The sequence below is a fragment of the Ekhidna sp. genome, from assembly GCF_039940915.1.
Taxonomy (GTDB): Bacteria; Bacteroidota; Bacteroidia; order Cytophagales; family Cyclobacteriaceae; genus Ekhidna.
In genome coordinates this window covers 380,606-404,477 of the sequence record NZ_JBDVFO010000001.1, presented here as the reverse complement: position 1 = coordinate 404,477, position 23,872 = coordinate 380,606, and the positions used below count along the sequence as shown (strand labels likewise).

At 41.5% G+C, this 23,872-nt stretch carries 23 protein-coding genes; 15 read left to right on the top strand and 8 right to left on the bottom strand.

The genetic code is table 11. The annotated features are described in order from the left end of the window. Nucleotides 1–5: 5 nt before the first annotated feature. From ABJF57_RS01830 to ABJF57_RS01800, 7 genes are all read left to right on the top strand, one after another. Nucleotides 6–644, top strand: coding sequence for an MBL fold metallo-hydrolase (locus ABJF57_RS01830; protein ID WP_462231834.1), 639 nt, complete (start codon nt 6–8; stop codon nt 642–644). An 84-nt stretch (nt 645–728) separates the two neighbouring features. After that, a complete protein-coding gene (gene pssA / locus ABJF57_RS01825) occupies nt 729–1,385 on the top strand; it encodes a CDP-diacylglycerol--serine O-phosphatidyltransferase (protein ID WP_462231836.1) in 657 nt (218 codons plus the stop codon). Between the two features lie 34 nt (nt 1,386–1,419). After that, nucleotides 1,420–4,752 carry a type IX secretion system sortase PorU gene (porU, locus tag ABJF57_RS01820; protein ID WP_462231838.1) on the top strand — a complete coding sequence of 1,111 codons (3,333 nt, stop codon included), beginning with the start codon at nt 1,420–1,422 and terminating at the stop codon, nt 4,750–4,752. Nucleotides 4,753–4,852: 100 nt separating this feature from the next. After that, complete coding sequence (porV, locus tag ABJF57_RS01815; protein WP_462231840.1) at nt 4,853–6,067, top strand: type IX secretion system outer membrane channel protein PorV; 1,215 nt, start codon at nt 4,853–4,855, stop codon at nt 6,065–6,067. An 82-nt stretch (nt 6,068–6,149) separates the two neighbouring features. Further along, entirely contained in the window at nt 6,150–7,346 is a 1,197-nt protein-coding gene (locus tag ABJF57_RS01810) for a pyridoxal phosphate-dependent aminotransferase (protein WP_462231842.1), read from the top strand. A 1-nt stretch (nt 7,347) separates the two neighbouring features. Next, on the top strand, nt 7,348–8,346 hold the full coding sequence (locus ABJF57_RS01805; RefSeq protein ID WP_462231844.1) for a bifunctional heptose 7-phosphate kinase/heptose 1-phosphate adenyltransferase: 999 nt from the start codon (nt 7,348–7,350) through the stop codon (nt 8,344–8,346). A 17-nt stretch (nt 8,347–8,363) separates the two neighbouring features. Continuing rightward, nucleotides 8,364–10,703 (top strand): response regulator, encoded by a 2,340-nt coding sequence (locus tag ABJF57_RS01800; RefSeq protein WP_462231846.1) that lies wholly within the window; start codon nt 8,364–8,366, stop codon nt 10,701–10,703. On the opposite strand, the gene hemE is transcribed toward ABJF57_RS01800, so the two are convergent. Continuing rightward, entirely contained in the window at nt 10,697–11,743 is a 1,047-nt protein-coding gene (hemE, locus tag ABJF57_RS01795; RefSeq protein WP_462231848.1) for a uroporphyrinogen decarboxylase, read from the bottom strand. The two genes, ABJF57_RS01800 and hemE, sit on opposite strands and share 7 nt — an antisense overlap. 55 nt (nt 11,744–11,798) lie before the next feature. Between hemE and sdaAA the strand changes: the two genes are divergently transcribed. Further along, on the top strand, nt 11,799–12,707 hold the full coding sequence (gene sdaAA / locus ABJF57_RS01790; protein WP_462231850.1) for an L-serine ammonia-lyase, iron-sulfur-dependent, subunit alpha: 909 nt from the start codon (nt 11,799–11,801) through the stop codon (nt 12,705–12,707). Here the strand turns inward: sdaAA and ABJF57_RS01785 are convergent. Continuing rightward, nucleotides 12,704–13,153 carry a hypothetical protein gene (locus ABJF57_RS01785; protein WP_462231852.1) on the bottom strand — a complete coding sequence of 150 codons (450 nt, stop codon included), beginning with the start codon at nt 13,151–13,153 and terminating at the stop codon, nt 12,704–12,706. The genes sdaAA and ABJF57_RS01785 overlap by 4 nt on opposite strands. 92 nt (nt 13,154–13,245) lie before the next feature. Here ABJF57_RS01785 and ABJF57_RS01780 point away from each other — a divergent pair, with 92 nt between their 5' ends. From ABJF57_RS01780 to ABJF57_RS01760, 5 genes are all read left to right on the top strand, one after another. Continuing rightward, nucleotides 13,246–13,824: an adenylate kinase gene (locus ABJF57_RS01780; RefSeq protein ID WP_462231854.1), complete on the top strand. Its 579-nt coding sequence runs from the start codon at nt 13,246–13,248 to the stop codon at nt 13,822–13,824. A 6-nt stretch (nt 13,825–13,830) separates the two neighbouring features. Next, nucleotides 13,831–14,814, top strand: a complete 984-nt coding sequence (obgE, locus tag ABJF57_RS01775) for a GTPase ObgE (RefSeq protein ID WP_462231856.1) — start codon at nt 13,831–13,833, stop codon at nt 14,812–14,814. Between the two features lie 75 nt (nt 14,815–14,889). After that, nucleotides 14,890–15,450: a nucleotide exchange factor GrpE gene (locus tag ABJF57_RS01770; RefSeq protein ID WP_462231858.1), complete on the top strand. Its 561-nt coding sequence runs from the start codon at nt 14,890–14,892 to the stop codon at nt 15,448–15,450. 1 nt (nt 15,451) lies between these two features. Next, nucleotides 15,452–16,570: a molecular chaperone DnaJ gene (gene dnaJ, locus ABJF57_RS01765; RefSeq protein WP_462231860.1), complete on the top strand. Its 1,119-nt coding sequence runs from the start codon at nt 15,452–15,454 to the stop codon at nt 16,568–16,570. A gap of 113 nt (nt 16,571–16,683) precedes the next feature. Continuing rightward, a complete protein-coding gene (locus tag ABJF57_RS01760) occupies nt 16,684–17,589 on the top strand; it encodes a hypothetical protein (protein ID WP_462231862.1) in 906 nt (301 codons plus the stop codon). Between the two features lie 70 nt (nt 17,590–17,659). Here ABJF57_RS01760 and ABJF57_RS01755 read toward each other — a convergent pair whose 3' ends face one another. The 6 genes from ABJF57_RS01755 to ABJF57_RS01730 form a co-directional block, all read right to left on the bottom strand. Then, nucleotides 17,660–18,313, bottom strand: a complete 654-nt coding sequence (locus ABJF57_RS01755; protein ID WP_462231864.1) for a lysoplasmalogenase — start codon at nt 18,311–18,313, stop codon at nt 17,660–17,662. Then, on the bottom strand, nt 18,314–19,456 hold the full coding sequence (locus ABJF57_RS01750; RefSeq protein WP_462231866.1) for an MFS transporter: 1,143 nt from the start codon (nt 19,454–19,456) through the stop codon (nt 18,314–18,316). Nucleotides 19,457–19,478: 22 nt separating this feature from the next. Then, a protein-coding gene (gene prfB / locus ABJF57_RS01745; RefSeq protein ID WP_462231868.1) for a peptide chain release factor 2 occupies nt 19,479–20,559 on the bottom strand; the annotation gives its coding sequence in 2 pieces (ribosomal slippage) (nt 19,479–20,498 and nt 20,500–20,559; 1,080 coding nt in all). Between the two features lie 87 nt (nt 20,560–20,646). Further along, nucleotides 20,647–21,714, bottom strand: a complete 1,068-nt coding sequence (locus ABJF57_RS01740; RefSeq protein ID WP_462231870.1) for a branched-chain amino acid aminotransferase — start codon at nt 21,712–21,714, stop codon at nt 20,647–20,649. 34 nt (nt 21,715–21,748) lie between these two features. Further along, nucleotides 21,749–22,309: a cob(I)yrinic acid a,c-diamide adenosyltransferase gene (locus tag ABJF57_RS01735; protein ID WP_462231872.1), complete on the bottom strand. Its 561-nt coding sequence runs from the start codon at nt 22,307–22,309 to the stop codon at nt 21,749–21,751. After that, nucleotides 22,306–23,019 (bottom strand): ABC transporter ATP-binding protein, encoded by a 714-nt coding sequence (locus ABJF57_RS01730; RefSeq protein ID WP_462231874.1) that lies wholly within the window; start codon nt 23,017–23,019, stop codon nt 22,306–22,308. The genes ABJF57_RS01735 and ABJF57_RS01730 overlap by 4 nt, the downstream gene beginning before the upstream one ends. Nucleotides 23,020–23,122: 103 nt before the next feature. Here ABJF57_RS01730 and ABJF57_RS01725 point away from each other — a divergent pair, with 103 nt between their 5' ends. Together ABJF57_RS01725 and ABJF57_RS01720 are read left to right on the top strand one after the other, a co-directional pair. Continuing rightward, nucleotides 23,123–23,539, top strand: a complete 417-nt coding sequence (locus ABJF57_RS01725) for a hypothetical protein (protein WP_462231876.1) — start codon at nt 23,123–23,125, stop codon at nt 23,537–23,539. Next, nucleotides 23,539–23,871 (top strand): MGMT family protein, encoded by a 333-nt coding sequence (locus ABJF57_RS01720; protein WP_462231878.1) that lies wholly within the window; start codon nt 23,539–23,541, stop codon nt 23,869–23,871. The genes ABJF57_RS01725 and ABJF57_RS01720 overlap by 1 nt, the downstream gene beginning before the upstream one ends. Nucleotide 23,872: the final 1 nt, after the last annotated feature.

Here is a 23,872-nt window from a genome sequence, read left to right as displayed (position 1 = left end):
ATCAGATGAAGATAAAATCTTTCGTATTCAATCCGTTCTATGAGAATACATATGTCGTATCCTCAGAAAAAGGCAACTGCTTCATTTTTGACCCTGGATGTTACGAAGATTATGAAGTAGCAGAACTAAAGGAATACATTCATATGAATGACCTGAAAGTCATAGCTATCATCAATACGCATTGTCACATTGACCATGTGCTTGGAAATGAACTGCTCAAGGTAGCATACAAAGTACCTCTTAAAATTCCACAAAACGAGCAGGAAGTATATAGGTCTGTACCAGCCTATGCACCACAATGGGGAATGGCTGGCTATAGGCATGCGGAGGTCGATGAGTACTTGAAGGAGGGTGAAGATTTAGTCCTTGATGAAATTGTATTTAAAATGATTGAGGTGCCAGGTCACTCTCCAGGGCATTTAATCTTTCATATTGAAGAAGAAAAAATCATAATAGGCGGGGATGTTCTTTTTAGAGAGAGCATTGGGCGCACAGATTTGCCTGGGGGTAATCATGAAGATCTTTTGAACAATATTCAGCAAAAGGTGTATACACTGCCCGAAGATGTGGAAGTACTGCCTGGTCATGGCCCTTCCACTACTATTGGACATGAAAAGATGAATAATCCTTTTATTAAGGCATGAAGTAAGCATTTTGTAGGTCAAAATGATGCAGCTGAATATTTACCTTGCGAATTCCATGAACCAAAAAAAACGATAACTATACACATGAAAAAATACATTCCGAATTTTTTGACGTGTTTAAACCTAGTCATTGGTTGCTTAGGTATTTATTATGCCATTACAAATCAAAAGCCCGAAGCATTCTACTTCGTGGCGGCTGCTGGTATTTTTGATTTTTTGGATGGTTTTGCCGCAAGAATGTTGAAAGTGCAGTCGGAAATTGGAAAGCAACTTGATTCGCTTTCAGATCTGGTCTCATTTGGTTTATTGCCAGCTTTTTTTATGCTGCAATGGTTGCAAGAGACTTCAGACTATTTTTGGATTGCAATTATAGTTGCGGTGTTCTCTGCAATCAGGCTTGCAAAATTCAACATTGACGAGTCGCAATCGGACAGTTTTAAAGGGGTGCCCACGCCAGCCAATGCAATCATGCTAACCTCACTTATTTTTGTGCCTTTCGAGCTTTATGAATACACATTAATAAGTATCTGTGTATTCTCCGCTATCTTATTGGTTTCTCCGCTCAGACTGATTGCATTAAAGTTTAGTTCTGCAAGTTGGAAAGGAAATGAGGATCGTTGGATCTTAATTGTGGGGGTAATTGTTCTCATAGCTGTCTTCCAATGGACATTTATTCCATTCTTAATTCCGTTTTATATCGTAGTTTCAATTGTTTCTTTTTTGTTGAAAAAAGAAGGATAGAATTTTTGGAGTGAAAGATGCGTTTACTATATCGATGAGAAGAATTCTCTTGCTAAGCTGTATGTTGAGCATTCATTTTGTGTTTGCTCAGTCGTCTGTGCTTTCTACAGGCTCATGGGTGAAGGTGGGCATTGCTGAATCTGGAATCTATAAAATAGATGCAAATACACTAGCTGCGCTTGGCGTTTCCGGCTCATTGGATCCAAGAGAAATTCAGCTATATGGAAATGGGATAAAAGGGATTCTACCGCAAAGCAATGCAGAAGCACGACCTGTTGATCTGGTAGAGAATGCCATTTATATTTTTGGAGAATCGGATGGATCGTTTGATCAAGGTGATTACATTCTTTTTTATGGTGTTGGCCCAGACAATGAAACTTGGACTGAAACAGGATTTGAATACGAAAAGAACATTTATTCAGACACTGCCTATTATTTCTTAAATATTAGTGGGGCAGATGGGAAGAGAGTAAATGTAAAAGAGAACCTTGCAGGAGCAGCGACTCAAATCGTGACTTCCTTTGATGATTTCATTGATTATGAAGTAGATGACATTAATCTGATTTCTTCAGGAAGAGGGTGGTATGGAGAAACGCTCAACGACGGTGGGGTGCATACTGCAAACTATCAGATAGATGGATTGAACTCGGCCATAAACCTTCAGTTAAAAGCAGTAAGTCAATCATCTGCAGCGTCTACATTTGATGTGTCAGTTGGAACTACTTCGATAGGCTCACTCCCCATTGGTGCTGTGCCAGATGGGCCAGGAACCACTTATGCAATCAAGGCCAGGCAGGCGGAGGATGTATTTACCCTTCCCAATACATCCAATTTCTCATTAGAAATAGCCTTTGATGCGAATACCTCAGGTAAAAGAGGATTTATAGATTACTACTTTTTGACTTTTCAACGAAACTTGGAGCTTTACGCGAATGAAACTGACTACCGATGGATCGGCAATCCGGGGGAACTTATCCAGTACGAAATTTCCAATGCTGAAAACGCAACAATTTGGGATGTGTCTGATCCTACGAATGTAGCTTCCCAAAGCTTCAGTGTAAACGCGACTAAGGCAATTTATCAAAGTCAATCTGACGGGGTTGAAGAGTATGTAGTTTTTTCAGGATCTGAATTTCCGGCACCATTCATCTTTGGAAACGTATCCAATCAAAACCTCAGAGGAGACGTCAGCCTCGATGGAATTATCATAACCAGCCCTGAATTTGAAGCAGAGGCTGAGCAGTTGGCACAATTTCACAGGGACTATGACGGACTGAGTGTGACTGTAGTGACCACCATAGAAGTTTACAATGAATTTTCTTCTGGGCGTCAGGATATTTCTGCCATTAGAGATTATGCGAAGCACGTTTACGAAACCGGAGGAAGCCTTAAATACTTACTTTTATTCGGCGATTGTTCTTATGATTACAAAGATCACATCCCTAACAATTCCAATTTTGTTCCAACCTATGAATCCAGAGAGAGCTTTCACCCAATTTTCAGTCATTCTTCCGATGACTATTTTGGATTTATGGACGAAGACGAGGGCGAATGGGTCGAGTCGAAATCCGGCGATCATACGTTGGAAATAGGAGTAGGAAGGCTGCCGGTTAAGACTAAAACGGAAGCTCAGGCTATCGTAGATAAAATCATCTACTACAATACCAGCCCCAATACATTAGGTAAATGGAGAGGTGAAATGACGTACGTTGCGGATGATGGTGATGGAAATATTCATGCCCGCCATGTGGAAGACTTATCAGAACTTATAGATACCACGTTTGCGCTTTACAATATCAACAAAGTGCTTTTAGATGCCTTCGTTCAAGAGGCCTCAGGTTCTTCTGAAAAATCACCTCAAGCAAGTTCTGCGTTGAAAACACGTATCAAAAACGGGACTTTTGTGGTAAACTACATTGGGCATGGGAATGAGCGGCTTTGGATGGAAGAGGAAATTCTGACCAGACAAGATATAGAACAACTCACCAATAGAAACAGGCTGCCAATTTTTGTGACTGCCACATGCGAATTTGGAAGATATGATGACCCCATACGGATTTCAGGGGCTGAGGACTTATTGCTACTTGAACAGGGAGGAGGTATTGCACTTCTAACCACCTCCAGACCAGTTTTTGCGAGCACCAACTTCACCTTAAATCAAGCATTTCACGAAAACATCTTTAGGAAAGAAGGAAATCAAAACCTAAGACTCGGAGATGTAATTAGATTGACAAAAAATGAGGGACTTGAGGGGCCGGTTAATCGCAATTTTACCTTGCTCGGAGATCCAATGATGATGCCAGCATATCCAAAACTGGATGTAGTCCTCGATGATGTTGGCAATAATTTGGATACTCTCAGCGCGTTGGAAGAAGTTACTTTTACGGGTCAAATACAGGCTGGAGGAATGCTACAGAGTGACTTCAATGGGCAGTTAGTTGTGGGGATCTTTGATGTGAAGCAATCATTTGAAACAAACGGACAAGAGAGCGCCCCATATTCATATTCACTTAGAAGCAATGCGCTCTTTAGAGGTGAGGCAACTGTAGAAAATGGAGTGTTTACTTTTTCCTTCATTGTTCCCAAAAATATTTCCTATCAGTATCAGAAAGGAAAAATGAGCCTGTACGCCTGGGACATTAATAACAATATCGATGCAGGAGGTTCTTCGAGAGATTTTGTCATAGGAGGGACAAGCCCAAATCCAACGGAAGACAATGAACCTCCGGTATTAAGTGTTTACGTAAACGATTCATCATTTGTAAATGGGAGCGCAGTAGGTGCTTCTCCAATATTAATTGCAAAAATTGAAGACGAAAGTGGTATCACAACAACAAGGTCTGGGGTGGTTCAGGGTATAACGTTGACCCTGAACGGACAGATTTTCAATCTCAATGATTTCTATACTGCAGAAGAAAATGATTTTAAGAAAGGCACGGTAGTCTATCCATTACAGGAACTTGAGCCAGGTAACTACAGCGCTTCAATAAAAGTATGGGATGCACACAATATCGCGTCCACTTCGACTGTTAAATTCACAGTTACCGACGAACCAATTCTTTTTGTGTACAATCCAATTGCTTATCCAAATCCAGTAGCAGGAGCTACTACTTTTTCCTTTGAACATGATAGGGAGGATGAGGACTTGTATGTTTCATTGTTAGTGTACAGTCCTAAAGGAGAGGTTGTGAGCAAACGTCAAGTGTTACTAGAGAATAGTCAGCGCACTGTAGAAATACCGTGGACAGCCGAAACTAACTCTGGAGAAGCGCTGAAGCGTGGCATTTATTTCTCCAGATTGATTATTCAGAGTAGATTAGATGGAGCAGTGAAAGAAATCACGCAAAAGCTCGTTATAGTAAATTGATTAATGCCTTAGTTATTGAAAATCAGCACTTTTTATTAAAATTTAATTTGGTATTCACTTGATAATGTTAAGTTTGGCATCCTTTTATAAAATCATTCGAATGAATCATCTTGAGAAGAAGATATTCGCTATTCTTCTAGTCTTAATTACATTTCAGTCTTTTGGGCAGTCGTCATTTATTTCAGGACAAGACAGCTTAAGAAACCCAATTACCGTAGCTGTGCCATTTCTGAGCTTTGCTCCAGATAGTCGGGCATCTGCAATGGGCGATGTTGGAGCAGCAACTTCTGCTGATGCAAATAGCGTACACTGGAACAATGCGAAACTGGCTTTCATTGAAACAGATATGGGTTTTTCTTTTTCCTACTCACCATGGCTAGGAAATATTATCGATGATATGTCATTGAACTATCTTTCATTTTATAAGAAAATAGATCAGAATCAGGCTTTTGGACTCAGTTTTAGATACTTTGACTTAGGGGAAATTCAAAAATATGATGGCAATGCTACATTTCAGGGAGTGGAGAACCCCAACGAATTAGCTTTTGACGGAACATACTCACGAAAGTTGTCTGAAAACATGAGCGTTGGAGTTACCGCAAGATTTATCTGGTCCAATTTAGCCGGAGACCTTCAGGGTGCTCCAGATGCTAAAGCAGGAACATCTGTCGCAGTGGATTTTGGCTTTTTTTATACAAAACCATTCATCCTTTCGGGTAAAAATTCAGAACTATCACTGGGTGCACATTTATCCAACATTGGTCAAAAAATCACATATAGTGCAGAGAGCAATGAAAATTTCATCCCTGCCAATTTTAGGTTAGGATCTGCTTTCAAAACAGATTTAGACCTTTATAATACAATAACCTTTGCATTTGATATAAATAAATTGATGGTTCCAAGCCCTCCGCTCTATCAAACCGATAGCGATGGAAATATTGAAACCGATAGCAACGGAGACAAGATTATAGCCAAAGGTAAAGACCCAGATAGATCACTGTTGTCAGGCACCTTTGGCTCGTTTGGAGATGCACCTCGGGGTTTTAGTGAGGAAATACAAGAACTTACCTACTCTGTAGGAGTGGAATATTGGTATCGAGATCTTTTTGCAGCCCGAGCAGGTTATTTTTCCGAGCATAAGAACAAGGGAGATCGTAAGTATTTTACAATAGGAGCAGGATTCCGATATCAAATTTTTGGTTTTGATTTCTCCTATCTATTGCCTCAAGGAGGACAGAATCACCCACTTGCAGATACATTGCGAATATCATTGCTCTTCAACCTGGATAAAAACGGTGAAGAGTCCACTCAGTAACATACTTTTGTAAGAGATATATTTGAGAAGAGTTAGCTGATTATAGTTAGCTCTTCTTTCTATTTTTGCCAAAAAACACCAGATGAGTACACTCTCCAAAAGAATCAAAAGCATTCCGGAATCCGCGACCTTAGCTATGGCTGCCAAAGCGCGTGAGATGAAAGAAAAAGGTATTGAAGTCATAAGTCTCAGCCTTGGAGAGCCTGACTTTAAGACTCCTAAGCATATTCAGGAAGGTGCTATTGAAGCCATAAACACCGAAAACTATTTCGCTTACCCTCCTGTTAACGGATATTTGGATTTGAGGAAGGCAATTTCTCAAAAGTTTCAGAGAGACAATGGCCTCACATATGCTCCAGATCAGATAGTAGTTTCAAACGGAGCTAAGCAATCCATTGCCAATGTATTTATGGCAATCTTGAATCCTGGTGATGAGGTGATTGTATTGACTCCATACTGGGTGAGCTACTCTGCAATGATTCTTTTAGCAGAAGGCACTCCAGTTTTTGTCGGAGGCACAATTGAAAACGATTTTAAGGCTACTGCCGATCAGATGAAAGCAGCCATCACGGATAAAACCAAGGCAGTTATATTCTCATCTCCTTGCAATCCGACCGGATCTGTTTTTTCGCGACAAGAATTGGAAGCAATGGCCGATGTTCTAAAAGAAAGAAAAGACATTACTGTCATTTCAGACGAAATTTACGAGCTGATCAATTTTGGAACAAAGCACGAAAGCATTGGAGCAATTGGTGATATGATTGAACGTACGGTTACTGTAAATGGATTCTCTAAAGGGTTTGCAATGACTGGCTGGCGTGTTGGATACATAGGTGCTCCTTCTTGGATAGCGAAGGCAGCCAATAAGATGCAGGGTCAGTACACTTCAGGAAACTGCTCCATTGCGCAACGAGCGGCTCTTACAGCATTGACAGGGCCGATGGAACCTACTCAGGAGATGGCTAAAGCGTATGAAGATAGAAGAGCATTGGTTTATGATTTGTTGAAGGAGATTCCAGGTTTTGAAGTGAACATGCCGCAAGGCGCATTTTACTTTTTTCCGAATGTGAAATACTACCTTGGGAAAGGGAATGGTGATGTTAAAATCAATACTGTAAATGATCTCTGCATGTATTTGTTGGAAGATGCTCGCGTTTCTTTAGTAACGGGTGAAGCTTTCGGAGATCCTGAATGCCTTAGGCTTTCTTACGCAGCATCTGAGAATGATTTAAGATCAGCTATTGCCCGAGTGAAAGTGTCCCTTGCTAAACTATCGTAGAATGAAATCTATTGAAGAGGTTTTTGAAGGATTTAAAGACAAAACAGTCCTTGTAGTAGGAGATGTCATGATCGACTATTACATGCACGGTCAGGTTAGTCGGATTTCTCCTGAAGCACCTGTCCCTGTTCTTAAGCTTGACAAGCAAGAAAAAAGACTAGGAGGAGCAGCAAATGTTGCAATGAATATCAGAGCACTTGGTGCAACACCTATACTCTGTTCGGTGGTTGGTGATGATACCGACGGGGCTGCCTTCGAGCAGTTGCTCGAATATGAAAAAATGCCCAACAAGGGAATCATTAGGAGTCAAAATAGGGTAACTACAACGAAGCTCCGAGTGATGTCCGGATTGCAACATTTGGTAAGAGTGGACAATGAAGACGTTCATCCGTTGGTGGATTTAGATCAGAAATCCCTTCTTCATCACATAAAAAATCTACTAGAAGAATGTGACTTGGTCATATTTGAAGATTACGATAAAGGGACAATCAATCCTGAAGTGATTGAAGAAACGATTAAGCTGGCAAGAGAAAAAAACATTCCCATTGCTGTGGATCCTAAGAGGCGAAATTTCACAAAATATCAAGGTGTCTCAATATTTAAGGTAAATATCGCAGACATGAAAGATGGCCTGGGTATCGAGTTCGACGCGCTAGAGGAATCCCAACTTGAGGATGCGGCCAAGCAGCTAAGAAGTAATGTAGAAGCAGAAAACTACCTTATCACCTTATCCAAAAGAGGCATTTTCTTTAATTCAAAGACTGATTCCGGGAAATTAGCTTCTCATCCAAGACAAATTGTGGAAGTGCTTGGTGCTGGTGATACAGTGATCAGTATTGCGGGCCTATGTTTGACGCTTGGATTACCCCTTGAATTCACATCAGAATTGGCAAATCTAGGAGGAGGCATTGTTTGCGAAATGCCAGGAGCAGTACCAATCGATAAGGAAATATTGTTTAAGGAAGCAAAGGAAAATCCGATACTCAAAAAATATCTTTAATTTGGCTGATGTCAGCCATGAATAAACTCGTATTAATCGTATCCTTATTCTTTGCTTGTTCATTAATTGGAAAAGCACAAGAAGTCGTTGACGGTGTAATTGATCTGTCTAAAGTAGATCTGAATGATAACGCCGTGGCTCTGAACGGTGAGTGGGAGTTTTATTGGGAAGAACTTTTAAAGCCTGACTCAATTTCTTTTAAGGAGACTGACTACTACCAGTTCCCTAAATTGTGGAATGGAGGCGTAACACGCAATGGACAAGAACTGTCAGCTCAAGGGTATGCTACTTATCGTATTAGGGTATTGTTACCACCGAAAACCCCCCAACTAGCAATCTCACTAGGCGAGTCATACAATGCATACCTATTGTATTACGATGGTTTTGAGATAGTTAAGAATGGAAAAGTAGGGAAGAACAAAGAGAGCACAGTTCCAGACTGGATGCCGCAAGTTGTATCCATCGCTCGATATCAAAATACCCTAACATTTGTTTTGCAAGTGTCAAATTTCAGGCACACAAAGGGTGGAGTAAGAGAGCCTATTTTGTTGGGAGACCGTAAGGTCTTGAACGCCAAAAGAGATTTCGATTTTAGTTATGACTTCCTGCTAAGTGGAAGCTTGGTAATGGGAGGTCTTTTTTTTCTCGGCCTTTTTATGTTCGGCCAGCATGAAAGATCCGTACTTTTCTTTGCTCTCTTCTGTTTGACTTTTAGCTATAGAATGATCGGAAGTGGCGAGTATGCCATCCATGCTCTTTATCCAAACATGTCTTGGGAATTGATCATTCGAGCAGAATACCTAGCGCTTTTTATTCCATGTGGCATATTCACAATATACAGCTACCTGCTTTACCCCGAGGACAGCAAGAAATTCATTTTGCTTGGCTTTTCGGCAATCTCCACGGTATTTTCTCTGTTATCCTTGTTTGCACCCACTACCTTCTTCACCAAGCTTGTGGAGCCATTTTTTGTTTTGGTTATTGTGGCCATTTTCTATCTGATATATGTGTACTGGATTGCGTATAAGCGGAACAGAACGGGCGCGCAATATGCATTTGCAAGTACTGGAATCGTATTCATGGTGGCTGTGTATTTAATATCAGTTTACCTCACGCCAGTCCAGGAGAATACATTCCTGACTTTTATTGGCTTTATACTTTTCTTTTTCTTCCAATCGTTGATTCTTTCCTACCGTTTTGCCCACTCCTTAAGAAAGGCAAAAGATGCAGCAGAAACTGCCTCAAAGGCAAAGACAGATTTCTTAAGTACCATATCACATGAAATTAGAACACCGCTCAACGCCGTAGTTGGAATTTCACATTTTCTCATAAATGAAGAACCTAGGCAGGATCAAAAAGAAAGCCTCGAATCGCTTCAGTTTTCAGCCGAGCATCTTACCGCCTTGATCAATGATATTTTAGACTACAATAAGCTGGAAGCGGGCTCAATTGAATTTGAGTTTACCGAAGTAAATCTGGAAACACTTTCCGCCAAGATCATCAAGGCGCATAGCGCTTTAGCCAAGGAAAAGGGCATCAGCTTGGTATTGGAATTGGATGAAAAAATGCACCCACTTGTGATTGCAGATCAAACAAGAATTTATCAGGTGCTCAACAACCTCATAAACAATGCATTGAAATTTACAGGAAAGGGTTATGTGAAGTTGAAAACCACGCTTTTAGGAGAGACTGAAACCATCCAAACCATAAGGACAGAAGTATTGGATTCAGGAATAGGAATTCCATACAATAAGCAGAAACTCATTTTTGAACGATTTACACAGGCAGGGTCTTCCACCACGAGGGAATACGGAGGAACAGGGTTGGGCTTAGCCATCATTCGGAAAATTCTAAACTTGGTCGGATCAGAAATCTATGTTAAAAGTGAGCCAGGATCCGGTACAATTTTTTGGTTCGACCTCACCTTCAAAAAAGTCTTGCACGAAGAAGTAGATCAGGCTGATCAAGAAGAAGCAGATACCAATATCATTGCAGGAAAGCATATTTTATTGGTGGAAGACAATCAGATGAATATCATGGTTGCCGAGAAGTTCTTAAAAAAATGGGAACTGGATGTAGAAGTAGCCTACAATGGGCAAGAAGCTGTGGATATGATGAAAGAAAGCACCTATGATCTTGTGTTGATGGATTTGCAAATGCCTATAATGGATGGATACAAAGCCACTCGTAAAATCAGGACTTTCGATGAGAAAACCCCAATAATTGCGTTAACAGCTTCGGCACTACTCAAGGTGAGGCAAGATGTAATTGCTGCAGGAATGAATGACTATATCACAAAGCCGTTTGATCCCAATGAGCTAAGACGAAAAATTGCAGCCTATATCAAATATCAATGAGCAGATAGCTCTTTCACACAATCGACAAAATACTTCACTTTTTTGGGGTCAGTATCAGGATAAACTCCGTGTCCAAGATTGGCGATATATGGATGATCCCCGAAAGCGTTTAACATTTTCCCTGTTTCTTGCTTTATGGTATCATTAGTTCCATAAAGTGCGCACGGATCCAAATTCCCTTGAAGCGTTTTATTTGAAAGGACTTTCCTTGCTTCTTGCGGATTCATTGTCCAGTCCAATCCGATGGTTCGGCAGTTAATATTGGCCATTTCAGGTAGTGCCCACCATGCACCCTTGGCAAAAATGGTAATAGGAACCCCATCTATGGCATCACAGATCTTTGAGATGTATTGCAATGAAAATTGAGAATAGTGTTCAGGCGGTAGAACGCCAGCCCACGAATCAAAAACCTGAACCATATCTGCTCCAGCCTCAATTTGTTTTTTTAAATACCCGATGGTTGATTCAGTGATCATGTCTAAAAGACGATGAGCCATTTCTGGCTCGGCATACAAAAGGCGCCTGGCTTTCGAGAATGTTTTACTGCCACCACCTTCTATCATATAGGAAAAGATTGTCCAAGGAGCGCCTGCAAACCCAATCAGTGGAACTCTGCCATTGAGTTCCTTCTTGGTGATTTTAATTGCATCATAGACATAGCTGAGATCCGAAGGATCAGCCACCTTCAATGCATCGATATCTTTGATACTTTCAACCGTTTTGGGGAAGTGCGGACCTTTCTTTTCTACCATCTCATAGGTCAGACCCATAGCTTCAGGGATAACCAGGATATCAGAAAAAATAATGGCAGCATCTACACCCAGAATATCTACCGGTTGAATTGTCACCTCAGCTGCGAGCTCGGGTGTTTCGACGAGCTCTTTAAAGCCGGAAAGGCTATTGCGAATGGCTCGGTACTCAGGTAATATTCTCCCCGCTTGTCTCATCAGCCATACGGGAGTACGCTCTGTTTTTTCGCCTCGGGCTGCTCGTAGAATAAGATCATTTTTCAGCATGGCCGCAAAAATAGCCAGCTTCATGAAACTCCCAGTCAAAAGCCTAAGTTATTGGCTTAAACAAATGGTATCTTTGAGTATGAGTGTTCTATTTAACAATTTCGAAGCTTGGAAAAAGGAATGTGAAGAAAAAGATCTTCCGCTATACAAGCTGGTGCTAGATTTTGAGATCAATCAAAAAGGGAAAAGTGAAGCTGATATTTGGACGGGCATAGGACAGGCCTACAGCGTAATGAAAGAGGCTGTCAAGTCGGGCCTTGAGGATGATATGAGCTCCTATTCAGGAATGATAAATAATGGAGCAAAAAAGGTGATGAATTTCCCAGTAAGTGTATTGTCATCAGACTTTCAAAAGCTTATTGCAAGGGCGCTGGCAGCTAAAGAAGTAAATTCTTGTATGGGAAGGGTGGTAGCAGCTCCTACAGCAGGTGCTAGCGGAATTCTACCAGGAACACTATTTACCTTGCAGGAAATCCATGATATACCAGATCAAAAAATATACGAAGCACTACTGATAGGAGCAGGAGTGGCTTTGATACTTGAAAAAAGAGCATCAATCGCAGGAGCCGTTGGAGGATGTCAGGCAGAGACTGGCGCAGCAGCAGCCATGGCCTCAGCAGGCATTGTATACTGTCTTGGCGGCACAAATGATCAAATCTTCAACGCTGTTGCCATTACCATTCAGTGCATGCTTGGGCTTGTATGTGATCCTGTAGCTGGATTGGTTGAAATACCATGTGTTGTCAGAAATGCCAGTGCAGCGGCCATTGCAAATTCATCTGCGCAGATTGCATTAGCAGATGTAAGCCCAGTCATACCCGTTGATGAATGTGTGGATGCCATGGGAGAAGTTGGGCAAAGCATGGAAGCCAGATATAAGGAAACAGCACAAGGTGGACTAGCAGCGACCCCTACAGGGAGAGCTATCTCCAAAAGAGTGCTGATTCAGGATATAGAAGTGCTGGATGACGAAAATGAAGAAGGCTAAAGCGTAACAAAGTCATCAATCAACCAAAAAGCGTACTTCACTATTAATGTGATTACAGTACTCCATAAAAAAGCACTGATCCACATCCATTTTAAGATTAGTCTCTTATTAGAGCCCAAAAGATTAACAAGTAGTCCTCCGCCAGGAGGAGTGAGGACCAGTGGCGTTAAAAGGCACATTCCTTTAAGTCCAAATTTTCGCCATATTTTAACAAAACGCCTACTTTTTTTATTGAAAATGCGTTTGTCTTTTCTAAACCGCCCAAAGAATTTTCGAAGCTCATCACCGAAAAAAGTAAAAAGGTAGATGGTGGTCATCATTCCTAAAGTCGTAAGAATTATGATGGCAATCACAGGTAGGTCATAAGCAACACCAAAGGTGGGTCCAAAGATGAATTTAAGACCACTCAAGAAGTAGACTGTGAAGTATTTCAGTGCTGTAGCCATAATAGTTGGCTAACTTACAGAGACTAGTTTAAAAACAGACTGCTAGATATATTTTTAGCCCTTATCTTTACCGCTTTTTACAAATTGAAGCTATGCTGAATATTGTTTTGTTTGGTCCTCCAGGAGCGGGGAAGGGAACGCAGAGTGCGAAGATTATTGAATCTCACTCACTTATTCATATTGCAACAGGAGATCTGTTTCGCAAGCACATGGGAGAAAATACTGAGCTAGGTCAGCTTGCGAAAAGCTACATGGATGCTGGTAACCTGGTTCCGGATCAAGTCGTGATTGGAATGGTTGAAGATAAGATTCAGGAAAACCTGGATGCAAACGGATTCATTTTTGATGGATTTCCAAGAACAGTCAATCAGGCAGATGCTTTGGATAAGATGCTGGAAAAGCATGGATTGTCGATCTCCGGTATGGTGGCTTTAGAAGTTCCTGAAGATGAATTGAAAGCGCGAATCAAAGAACGTGCAAAGACCTCAGGCCGAGTTGATGATCAGGATGATGAAAAAATCAACAATCGAATTCAGGTATACAATCGGGAGACTTCACCTGTGGCTGAGTATTATCGAAATCAAGAAAAATTCACAGCGATCAATGGGGTAGGCAGTATTGACGGTATTTATGATGCCATCAATTCAACGATTACCTCATTGGAGGTCTAAAGACCTATGGATTCCAACTTTATAGATTACGTCAAATTCTACGCCCGCTCAGGGGATGGTGGAGCAGGTTCGGTACATTTCCGTAGGGAAAAACACGTACCAAAAGGAGGGCCTGATGGTGGTGATGGTGGCAAAGGAGGAAACATAATCCTTCGTGGTAACAGTCAGCTGTGGACACTCCTTCATTTGAAATACAAAAAACACATCATGGCCGATAATGGAGGCCCTGGGGCAGGTAGTCGGTCTTTTGGAAAAGATGGCGAAAACATAATTCTTGAGGTTCCTATAGGCACGATAGCACGCGATTCAGAAACCAATGAGAAGTTGGTGGAGATAATGGAAGACGGCGAGGAGAAAATACTTCTAGCAGGAGGAATAGGTGGTAGAGGGAACGTCCATTATAAAACATCCACCAATCAAACTCCAAGATATGCTCAGCCCGGACTTGAAGGGATTGAAAAATGGGTCATTCTTGAGCTAAAAATCCTCGCGGACGTAGGATTGGTAGGTTTTCCCAATGCAGGCAAATCCACTTTACTATCAGCCGTTTCCGAGGCTAAACCAGAAATTGCAGATTATCCATTTACCACGCTCGTTCCAAATTTAGGAGTAGTTTCATACAGAGATTACAAGTCGTTTGTGATGGCAGATATTCCAGGCATCATTGAAGGCGCAGCGGAAGGCAAGGGGCTGGGGAATAGATTTCTTCGCCACATAGAAAGAAACTCTATTTTGCTTTTCATGATCCCTTCAGATGCCGACGATATCAAGAAAGAATTCAGCATTCTAATGGGTGAACTTGCAAAGCATAACCCGGAGCTCATGGATAAAGAAAGGCTGCTAGCCATTTCTAAATCAGACCTGTTAGATGAGGAGCTCATGGCAGAAATGAAAAATGAATTGCCGGACATAGAAACGTTATTCATCTCAAGCGTAACAGGCGATGGTATTCAGGAGCTGAAAGATAAAATCTGGAAGCAATTAAACTAAACTGACATATTGGCACATCAAAAGCCATTGGCAAAGAAATTGTCACTCACCAAACATCTTTAAGCAGATTGAAGAATGAAAGAAACGAAAGAAAAAGTGAATAAAGATCAGGAAATTGCTGAAGAGCAAGAGACTAATGTTGAGAACGAAGCAGTTGCTGAGAGTGAGACTTCTGAGGAATCTTCAGAGCCCACTCTTGAAGAGCAATTAGGTGAAGCTAAGGACAAATACTTGCGACTGTATTCGGAGTTTGAAAACTTTAGGCGAAGAACATCTAAAGAAAAATTAGGTCTGATAAGTACAGCGAACAAAGATTTAATGAGTGATTTGATTCCAGTATTAGATGATTTTGAGCGCGCGATGGCGGCTTCTGAGTCGAGTGAAGACATAAAAGCCTTGAGAGAAGGAATGGAGCTTATTCAAAATAAACTGAATAAGTCGCTAGACAATAGAGGGCTAAAGAAAATGGAAGTGAAGAAAGGAGATGCCTTTGACGATGAAAAGCACGAAGCGATTACGCAGATACCTGCTGAGAAGAAACTTGAAGGAAAGGTAGTTGATGTCGTAGAGCCTGGATATACCCTCGGAGAATCCGTAGTAAGATTTGCGAAAGTAGTTGTAGGAGCAAAACAGTAGCATGGCGAAGAGAGACTATTATGAAATTTTAGGAGTCGATCGTTCGGCGAGCAAGGATGAGATGAAGAAAGCATATCGAAAGATTGCTATCAAATACCATCCTGATAAAAACCCCGATGATAAATCTGCTGAAGATAAATTCAAAGAAGCAGCTGAAGCGTATGAGGTTTTAAGCAATGACGAAAAGCGCCAGCGCTATGATCAATTCGGTCATCAGGGAGTAGGTGGCGCCGGAGGTGGATTTGGCGGAGGAAATATGAACATGGATGATATTTTCTCTCAGTTCGGAGATATCTTCGGTGGAGGTGGTAGCCCATTCGAAAGCTTTTTTGGTGGCGGAGGTAGAGGAGGTCGTCGCACAAGGAAAGGAACCAACCTCAGGATCAAACTCAAATTGAACCTGGAAGAAGTAGCACATGGTGTTGAGAAAAAGATAAAAGTCAATCGGCTCACAGTAGATCCAGATACGAAATTTCAGACCTGTTCAAGCTGTAGCGGTTCCGGGCAAGTACGCAAGGTGATGAATACGATGCTGGGTCAAATGATGAGTACATCAACTTGCCCCTCATGTGGTGGAAGCGGTCAAACCGTGGAGAGCAGAGCTGCAGGTGTGGATAGCTCAGGCCTGAAAAGACAAGAGGAAGTTATTCCCATAAAGATACCCGCTGGAGTAACCGACGGAATGCAGCTATCCATGTCTGGTAAAGGAAACGAAGTAGCTGGAGGAATTCCTGGAGACCTTTTGATTCTTATAGAAGAAGTAGAGGACGATACGCTCAAAAGAGATGGAAATAACGTAATCTATGATCTGTATGTGAATTTCATAGATGCCGCGCTGGGTACCTCCATTGAGGTACCAACAATCGGAGCCAAAGCGAAGATTAAAATTGATCCGGGTACTCAAAGTGGTAAGATCCTTCGATTGAGAGGAAAAGGAATAAAATCAATTGAGGGATACGGACAGGGTGATCAATTAGTACATGTAAATGTTTGGACACCAAAAAAGCTGTCTTTAGAAGAAAAAGAGGTATTGGAATCCTTGAGGAATTCTCCCAATTTTCAGCCTGATCCAGGAAAATCTGACAAGAGTTTCTTCGAACGAATGAAAGAATTCTTTTAGCCATTTCAAGAAGGAATTCGGTCGCATCCATGAAGTTAAAATAGCATCATGGATGCATTGATAAATAAAATCTGAATTATTTGACTAATTCGTTAGGAGAAACGTAACATCCCTTGATTCAATTCGTAATACACTCCATGTTGCGGTTGGTATTGATCGCAGGGGTGTCCCTGCTGACAGGCATAAGTGCGGTTGCACAGCTTTCAAAATTTTATACGATAAAGGATTCTCCGGATTTCGATACCGTTGACTTCTATCTTAAAGCGACGGCTACCAATTGTCTATTAAAGCAGTCTGAGGTAGACAATAATCCATTGACAATTTACGGTAACCCTGATCTTGAAAAGATTAATCCAACTTTTGCAAGTAAGGTTAAGAACAATACTTGCTATTCAAAACTTGTATTGGATGAATACAACTCCTCTGGATTTGGTGATAGCTTCACCATGGCAGTGTCTAGAAGCGATAAGGACAACGACTTCTGGAAAGTTAACCTCAGCGAGCATAAAATTTATAAGCTGAATCTCATCTATGGATTGGGAAATGCTGATGTAAACCTTACAGGCTCATCCGTGCAACATCTGAAGATTAAGTCTGGAAGCGCGGATATCGTTGTTGGTTATGACGAGGGAAGTAGCAATCCAATCAAAATGGATACTTTCTATGTAAAAGCAGATTTTGGATCCATAGTTGCCAAACGAATGGATCTCTCCAGAGCAGAGAATGTCATCACCAAGATTGGCTTTGGTAATGTACTATTGGATTTCGATCGAGAGATGTCTGAAAAGTGTAATGTTAACGCTTCTGTTGGAGCAGGTAACTTGGAGATACTTTTGCCGAAAGACGGCACTCCTGTGATAATCCGTATTCGAGACTCTCCTCTCTGCGCCGTGAAAATTGCGGATGGATTTGAAGAAGTCGAAAAAAATGTTTTCGTGAATATGAGCTACTCAGCAAGTGCAGAAAACCTACTCACATTTGACGTTGATGTTGCTCTTGGAATGGTTCGTTTCAAATAATTTAACTCAAGTTTCAGTCGGTCTTTGATCCCTACTTTTCGAGAAGGGAGAAGTGATTTTAAAGACAATGCTACTCTGCATGTTTTAGTAGACCTAACACAAGTAGAAGTTGAGCAGCACAATAGGTCGACATCACAAGTAGGCCTGCATAGGGAATCGGCGTGTGAAATGAATTGAAAGCTAGAATGGAATCAGAGACTAGAAATAACAAGCTTCCAAGGAATGCTAGTTGATAGCTTTCATGAGCGGTGTTACCCTCTCTCAATCGAGCCATTATCGCCATAATCATAATCACCAGGCCATAAATGATAATCGGAACGGTGAAATCTCCAGCGGGTAGTAGCACATAGAAAAGAAGAGCAGCGTAGAGAAGAAAAGGTAGAATCTTCATTAAACTAAAGCTAGGCTTTTGATACATGGATTTCTTCAACACTATGACATAGGTGATTTGTGCGATCAGAAAAAGGCCAATGCCTGCCATGAAATAAAGCTTGTTGGTTTGGTACATCAATGCCAAGTCTCCTAACCATGAGAACAAGAGTGCAATGCACAGCAAAAGAATTCGCGCAGTTGTTTTACCAACACTCAACTTATAAACATAGATCATCAGTAAAGGCATCAAAAGAGGCTTAGTGTACTGATTCAGTTCTTCTGACGGAATAACTTTTGCAATCAGGTTGGCAATGGATACAATAATGTATATCCATAAAATGTATTTAGTCATCTACTTTCCTTTAAACAGGAGGTAAATAAAAGCTAAAAATGCGAGGCTTCCACATCCCGTAAAAACGATTGGGAAATTAGCCGGATTGCCATTGTAAATCTGACCAGCTAGCAATGCTCCCATGCCGATACCGATTTCCAATGCCATGAAAAGCGTAGAGAACCCGCGACCCCTAAATTCGTCTGGTGCCAAATCAGCAGCCCAGGCAAATAGAGCTGGTGAAGAAAGGCCATAGCCAGCGCCAAATATTAAGGCTCCGGTAAACAACTGAAATGCCGATTGAGAGAACCCTATATACACAGATCCCGTGGAGACAATTAGCATGGCAGCTATCAATACTTTGCGTCTTCCAAATTCATCTGAGAGACGCCCTCCTACCACACGAGAAACGAGAGAGGTCATCGTAAAATAGGAGAAAAACAGCCCCTTATTCGCAATGCCCAGAGAAACGCTAAGATCCGGAGCGAGGGTCAAAGCAGCACCAAAGGAGAATGTGACCAGCATCATTACGACAGAGGGCACGATTACCGTAGGCTCATAAATATCTACGGCCTTTATTTTCAACAAGCTGCCAGAAAATTTTTGTTTGTTTTGCACGGTCTCCTTCATGCCGGCAATTACAATCACGGAAAGTAAAGCAACTCCTGCACTGCAGTAGAATAATACATTGATGTCGTTATTGATGGCGATGACTCCTCCTACATAATTTCCAATGCCCATGCCAGTCATGCCAAAGAAACTGAGGATGCCCATGCCTTCACCTCTTCTATTCACGGGCACGATATCGGCTACATATGCTGCCGTTCCAGTAGGCTTAAATCCAGTGGAAAAGCCATGCAGGAATCGAATGAAAAGAAACGCATAGATGTTTAAAAAAAATGGATAGAACAGTGATACAACCGCAGTGACTGCTGCCCCAAATACCATCACAGGAATGCGACCCCAGGTATCCGTGAGTTTACCACTAAAGGGCCGTGAAATAAGTGCCGTAATAGTGAAAAACGTAATGTGTAGACCAATATAGCTCTCACCTCCAAGTGTCCGCATGAAATCGGGCAACTCTGGAAGAACCATGTTGAACGAACCAAAAAACAAGAAAGAACTTAAGGAGAGTAACCAAAAGTTCAGTGAGTATTTTTTCATTTATGCCGGTTGAAGCGTTTAGCTATTCTTCATGAAGGAGAAAAGCTTTGATGTAATCATTCAAATCCCCATCAAGTACGTTCTGCACATCCGTTCGTTCAAAGCCTGTTCGAGCGTCTTTTATGAGTTTGTATGGATGCAACACATAATTTCGTATTTGTGATCCAAAATCAATGGCTTTTTTTCCAGCTTCAATATTTGCACGTTCCTTGTTCCTCTTCTCAATCTCCATTTGGTAGAGCTGGGATTTTAGCATTTGCATGGCTCTCTCTCTGTTTGCCAGCTGAGAACGTTCTACTTGGCAAACCACTACAATGCCTGTTGGCTTGTGTGTAAGTTGGACTTTGGTTTCTACTTTATTCACATTTTGCCCGCCGGCACCTCCTGATCGAGAGGTATGGAGTTCAATGTCTGCAGGGTTTATGTCGATCTTAATCGTATCATCGGCAACAGGATATACATACACGGAAGCAAAAGAAGTGTGTCTTCGGCCCCCGCTATCAAACGGAGAAATTCGCACAAGTCTGTGCACACCGTTTTCGGACTTTAAATACCCATAAGCTAATGGTCCATCAAATTCAAGAGTAACAGATTTTACGCCTGCAACATCTCCAGCTTGGTAATCCACTTCACGGACTTTATACCCATTCGCTTCACCCCACATGATGTACATGCGCATCAGAATACCGGCCCAGTCATTGCTTTCAGTTCCACCTGCTCCAGGTGTTATTTGAAGCATAGCTGAAAGTTGATCCTCTTCTTCTCCGAGCATCTTTTTTAACTCCAGCTCTTCTAGTTGCTTGAATGCAACATCATACGACTCCTGCACTTCTGCTTCTGAAGCCTCACCCTCTTGATTAAATTCGTATAGCGTTTCTACGTCACCCAGTGAAGTTTCAACTTCTTCATAACTATCCGTCCAGCCTTTGAGGCCACGAATTTTTTTCATGGTCTTTTCAGCTTCTTCAGGATTGTTCCAGAAGTCTGGCTGAGCGGTGACTAGTTCTAATTCTTCGAGGTTTTTCTTACGACCATCATAGTCAAAGGTACCCCCTCAAGGCATTAACACGAGCCTTTAAATCTTTCAATTCTTCGTTTGTCATGGAATGTTAAAATTGAAGTGGCGAAGATAATCACAGATTAATCTCTTCTGTGAATCAATACTTTTTTATTACAGAAAATAACTGGGATTAACCCACTTTATGCATCCAGCCAAATCGATCTTCCTCTTGACCTAGCTTGATTTTTGTCAAAGAGTCAAGAATTCTATTGGAGATGGTGCGGGATTCAACAGCAGGTAATTCATGATCTGTCCCTTCATACCCGATAACAGCAATATGAGAGACCGTAGCAGCTGTTCCAATACCGAAAGCCTCTGTCAGGGAGCCATTTTTTATTGACTCCATTACTTCATCTACTTTAATAGGTCTTTCTTCAACGGTGACACCCCAGCTCTTAGCTAGAAGTAGTGCGCTTTCTCTGGTAATGCCTGGTAGTATAGAATCACTTGTAGGAGGAGTGATGAGTGTGTCGTTGATCACAAACATGATGTTCATTGTCCCCGATTCTTCAATGAATTCATGGTTTTGACCGTCAGTCCAGACAAGCTGATGATATCCCTGAGCCTGAGCTTGCTGGGCAGGGTACAAAGAAGCGGCATAATTGCCAGCCGTTTTGGCTGCTCCAACACCACCTCTTACAGCCCGTGTAAAATGCTTTTCAATTTTAACGCGTACTGGCTCAGAATAATAGACACCCACAGGCCCCGTTATGACCATGAATTTGTAAGTCTCCGATGGACGGACGCCAATAAATGGATCATCGGCAAACTGAAATGGTCGGATGTATAGTGATGTGCCAGGACTATTGGGTACCCAGTTTTTGTCCACCGAGATTAGTGACTCAATTGCTTCCATGAAAAGCTCTTCAGGCACAGGAGGCATACACATGCGTTCAGCACTTCGGATTAACCTTTGAGCATTGGCCTCAGGCCTAAATATCATGATATCTCCATTATCTGCCTTATGAGCTTTTAGCCCTTCGAATATGCTTTGCGCGTAATGGAGTGTTGCGTTGGCGGGACTCACAGAAAGATTCTGATAGGGTGTGATTCTTAGGTCTGTCCATTCGCCATTTTTATAGTCGGCGATAAACATGTGATCAGAAAATGTTTTACCAAATGCCAGGTTATCGAAATCGATTTCGGGCAGTCTGGATTCTTGTGTCTCTGTGATTTGAATATCCAACGTCTCTGTCATTTTCTACAATCTTTGGGTTGAAATGGGATTTATTTCAATCTGACCCTGGTGCCCAAGGAATCTCCTTCACACCTAAAATGTGGCCGATTGCGCGCGCAAAGATGAACAAATAATCAGACAATCTATTCATGAATTGTAATATTGACTCATCTACTGGCTCATGAGTACTTAACGAAATGATGCTCCTTTCAGTTCTTCTACACACCGTTCTACAAATGTGTGCTAGTGAAACAGCTGGGTGACCTCCAGGCAGAATGAAGTTTTTTAATGGAGGCACTTCTCCATCAAACTTATCGATCCATACTTCCAGTTGTTGTACCTCAGTTTGATTCACCTGAGGCAACTCAAATCCCTTGAAGTCGGCTTCTGTTGCAAGAATACTCCCAATTGAAAATAGATGCTCTTGAATCCAGTAGAGCTGCTGCTTTAGTCGATTTTCTACTCCTTCATGATCTTTTAAATGACCTATGAAAGAGTTGAGCTCATCTACATTACCGTAAGCTTCAATTCTTAAATCATCTTTGGAAACTTTTCTCCCTCCTAAAAGCGAAGTTTTGCCTTTATCACCGGTTTTGGTATAGAGTTTAGCACTCATGCTGGAGTCCTGGCTGATCTCACATTTTGGTTGACATCATCTTTTTCGATAAGCCCATCTCTAAGTCTGACAATTCTATGCGAATACTCCGCAATATCTTCTTCATGTGTCACCATGATGATCGTATTGCCTTTATCATGAAGCTCTTGAAAAAGATCCATAATGTCGTAAGAGGTTTTGGAGTCTAGATTTCCTGTAGGCTCATCTGCAAGAATGATACTAGGGTTGTTTACTAAGGCTCTTGCGATAGCAACCCGCTGTCTTTGTCCCCCTGAAAGTTCATTTGGCTTATGATAGGCACGATCATCCAAGCCTACACCCGCTAAGGCGGCTAATGCTTTTTCCTCTCTTTCCGACGAGTTATAGCCAGCATATACAAGCGGCAATGCTACGTTTTCTAATGCGGAGGCTCTGGGTAATAGATTAAACGTCTGGAATACGAATCCAATTTCTTTGTTTCTGATCTCAGCTAATTCATTTTCAGTAAGATCACTCACGTCATGATTATTTAACACATAAGTTCCGTCCGTTGGAGTATCCAGGCATCCTATGATATTCATGAGAGTGGATTTACCTGATCCGGAAGGCCCCATAAAGGCGACATACTCACCTTTATCAATATTGATAGAGATCGATTTAAGGGCCATGATGATTTCACTGCCCATTACATATTTCTTAGAAACTTCGGAGGTTGAGATGATACTGCTCATATGATGTTTTTATGTTCGGCTAAAGTAAAAAATTATGCTAAGGCCTTCGTAAGACTCTAACACGTTTTTTAGATAGTTTTGGTTCTAATAATGTTACACTACTATGATGACTATTTTTCTTGCCTTTTTGTTTCAACCTCAACTATCCGGTTGGGAATTATTATCCTCTGTAGAGATAGTAATGGGTTATGATGACTTTATGGGAGCCGAAGTTGAGCAACCTAAATTTTCTAAGCAACTAAAATTACGGGAAGGGAAGGAGCTGACACTTGAAGGGTTCATAATACCACTTCAGCAGGAGAGCGATCAAGACTATTTTGTACTTTCTCGCTTTCCATATCAATCGTGTTTTTTCTGTGGAGCAGCAGGTCCAGAAACAGTCGTAGAAGTCTATTCTGATGCAGAATTTCGCTTTACAGACGAAAGGGTGAGGGTAACAGGAACCCTGAAGTTAAATGATGACAACCCCTTACATCTGTTCTATATTTTGGAAAACTGTGAGGTTAAAAAAATGGATTGATGGATAAGGATAGTTTTTTCAAAGATGTATACGAGGTAGCTAAATTAATCCCTAAAGGGAGGGTTACGAGTTATGGTGCAATAGCCGCATATCTTGGAGTAAAACGTTCGGCTAGAGTAGTAGGCTGGGCCATGAATGGTGCGGTTGCACAGCATGATGTGCCAGCACATAGAGTGGTCAATCGAATCGGGGTCCTTACAGGTAAAAATCATTTTCAATCACCCAACCGAATGCAGGAGCTACTAGAAGCTGAGGGTATTCGAGTGAAAAATGATCAAGTTGAAAATTTTGAAAAGTTTTTCTGGGATCCTTTACAGGAGCTGGGTTTATAGC

Excerpts from the sequence above, each read along its gene's own strand:
- obgE (WP_462231856.1), top strand. The coding sequence starts at position 13,831 with ATGGATTCCAACTTTATAGATTACGTCAAATTCTACGCCCGCTCAGGG.
- ABJF57_RS01780 (WP_462231854.1), top strand. The coding sequence starts at position 13,246 with ATGCTGAATATTGTTTTGTTTGGTCCTCCAGGAGCGGGGAAGGGAACG.
- ABJF57_RS01810 (WP_462231842.1), top strand. The coding sequence starts at position 6,150 with ATGAGTACACTCTCCAAAAGAATCAAAAGCATTCCGGAATCCGCGACC.
- ABJF57_RS01730 (WP_462231874.1), bottom strand. The coding sequence starts at position 23,019 with ATGAGCAGTATCATCTCAACCTCCGAAGTTTCTAAGAAATATGTAATG.
- ABJF57_RS01740 (WP_462231870.1), bottom strand. The coding sequence starts at position 21,714 with ATGACAGAGACGTTGGATATTCAAATCACAGAGACACAAGAATCCAGA.
- pssA (WP_462231836.1), top strand. The coding sequence starts at position 729 with ATGAAAAAATACATTCCGAATTTTTTGACGTGTTTAAACCTAGTCATT.
- ABJF57_RS01750 (WP_462231866.1), bottom strand. The coding sequence starts at position 19,456 with ATGAAAAAATACTCACTGAACTTTTGGTTACTCTCCTTAAGTTCTTTC.
- dnaJ (WP_462231860.1), top strand. The coding sequence starts at position 15,452 with ATGGCGAAGAGAGACTATTATGAAATTTTAGGAGTCGATCGTTCGGCG.
- ABJF57_RS01805 (WP_462231844.1), top strand. The coding sequence starts at position 7,348 with ATGAAATCTATTGAAGAGGTTTTTGAAGGATTTAAAGACAAAACAGTC.
- ABJF57_RS01800 (WP_462231846.1), top strand. The coding sequence starts at position 8,364 with ATGAATAAACTCGTATTAATCGTATCCTTATTCTTTGCTTGTTCATTA.
- ABJF57_RS01785 (WP_462231852.1), bottom strand. The coding sequence starts at position 13,153 with ATGGCTACAGCACTGAAATACTTCACAGTCTACTTCTTGAGTGGTCTT.
- ABJF57_RS01770 (WP_462231858.1), top strand. The coding sequence starts at position 14,890 with ATGAAAGAAACGAAAGAAAAAGTGAATAAAGATCAGGAAATTGCTGAA.
- porV (WP_462231840.1), top strand. The coding sequence starts at position 4,853 with ATGAATCATCTTGAGAAGAAGATATTCGCTATTCTTCTAGTCTTAATT.
- ABJF57_RS01720 (WP_462231878.1), top strand. The coding sequence starts at position 23,539 with ATGGATAAGGATAGTTTTTTCAAAGATGTATACGAGGTAGCTAAATTA.
- ABJF57_RS01755 (WP_462231864.1), bottom strand. The coding sequence starts at position 18,313 with ATGACTAAATACATTTTATGGATATACATTATTGTATCCATTGCCAAC.
- hemE (WP_462231848.1), bottom strand. The coding sequence starts at position 11,743 with ATGAAGCTGGCTATTTTTGCGGCCATGCTGAAAAATGATCTTATTCTA.
- ABJF57_RS01725 (WP_462231876.1), top strand. The coding sequence starts at position 23,123 with ATGATGACTATTTTTCTTGCCTTTTTGTTTCAACCTCAACTATCCGGT.
- ABJF57_RS01830 (WP_462231834.1), top strand. The coding sequence starts at position 6 with ATGAAGATAAAATCTTTCGTATTCAATCCGTTCTATGAGAATACATAT.
- ABJF57_RS01735 (WP_462231872.1), bottom strand. The coding sequence starts at position 22,309 with ATGAGTGCTAAACTCTATACCAAAACCGGTGATAAAGGCAAAACTTCG.
- sdaAA (WP_462231850.1), top strand. The coding sequence starts at position 11,799 with ATGAGTGTTCTATTTAACAATTTCGAAGCTTGGAAAAAGGAATGTGAA.
- porU (WP_462231838.1), top strand. The coding sequence starts at position 1,420 with ATGAGAAGAATTCTCTTGCTAAGCTGTATGTTGAGCATTCATTTTGTG.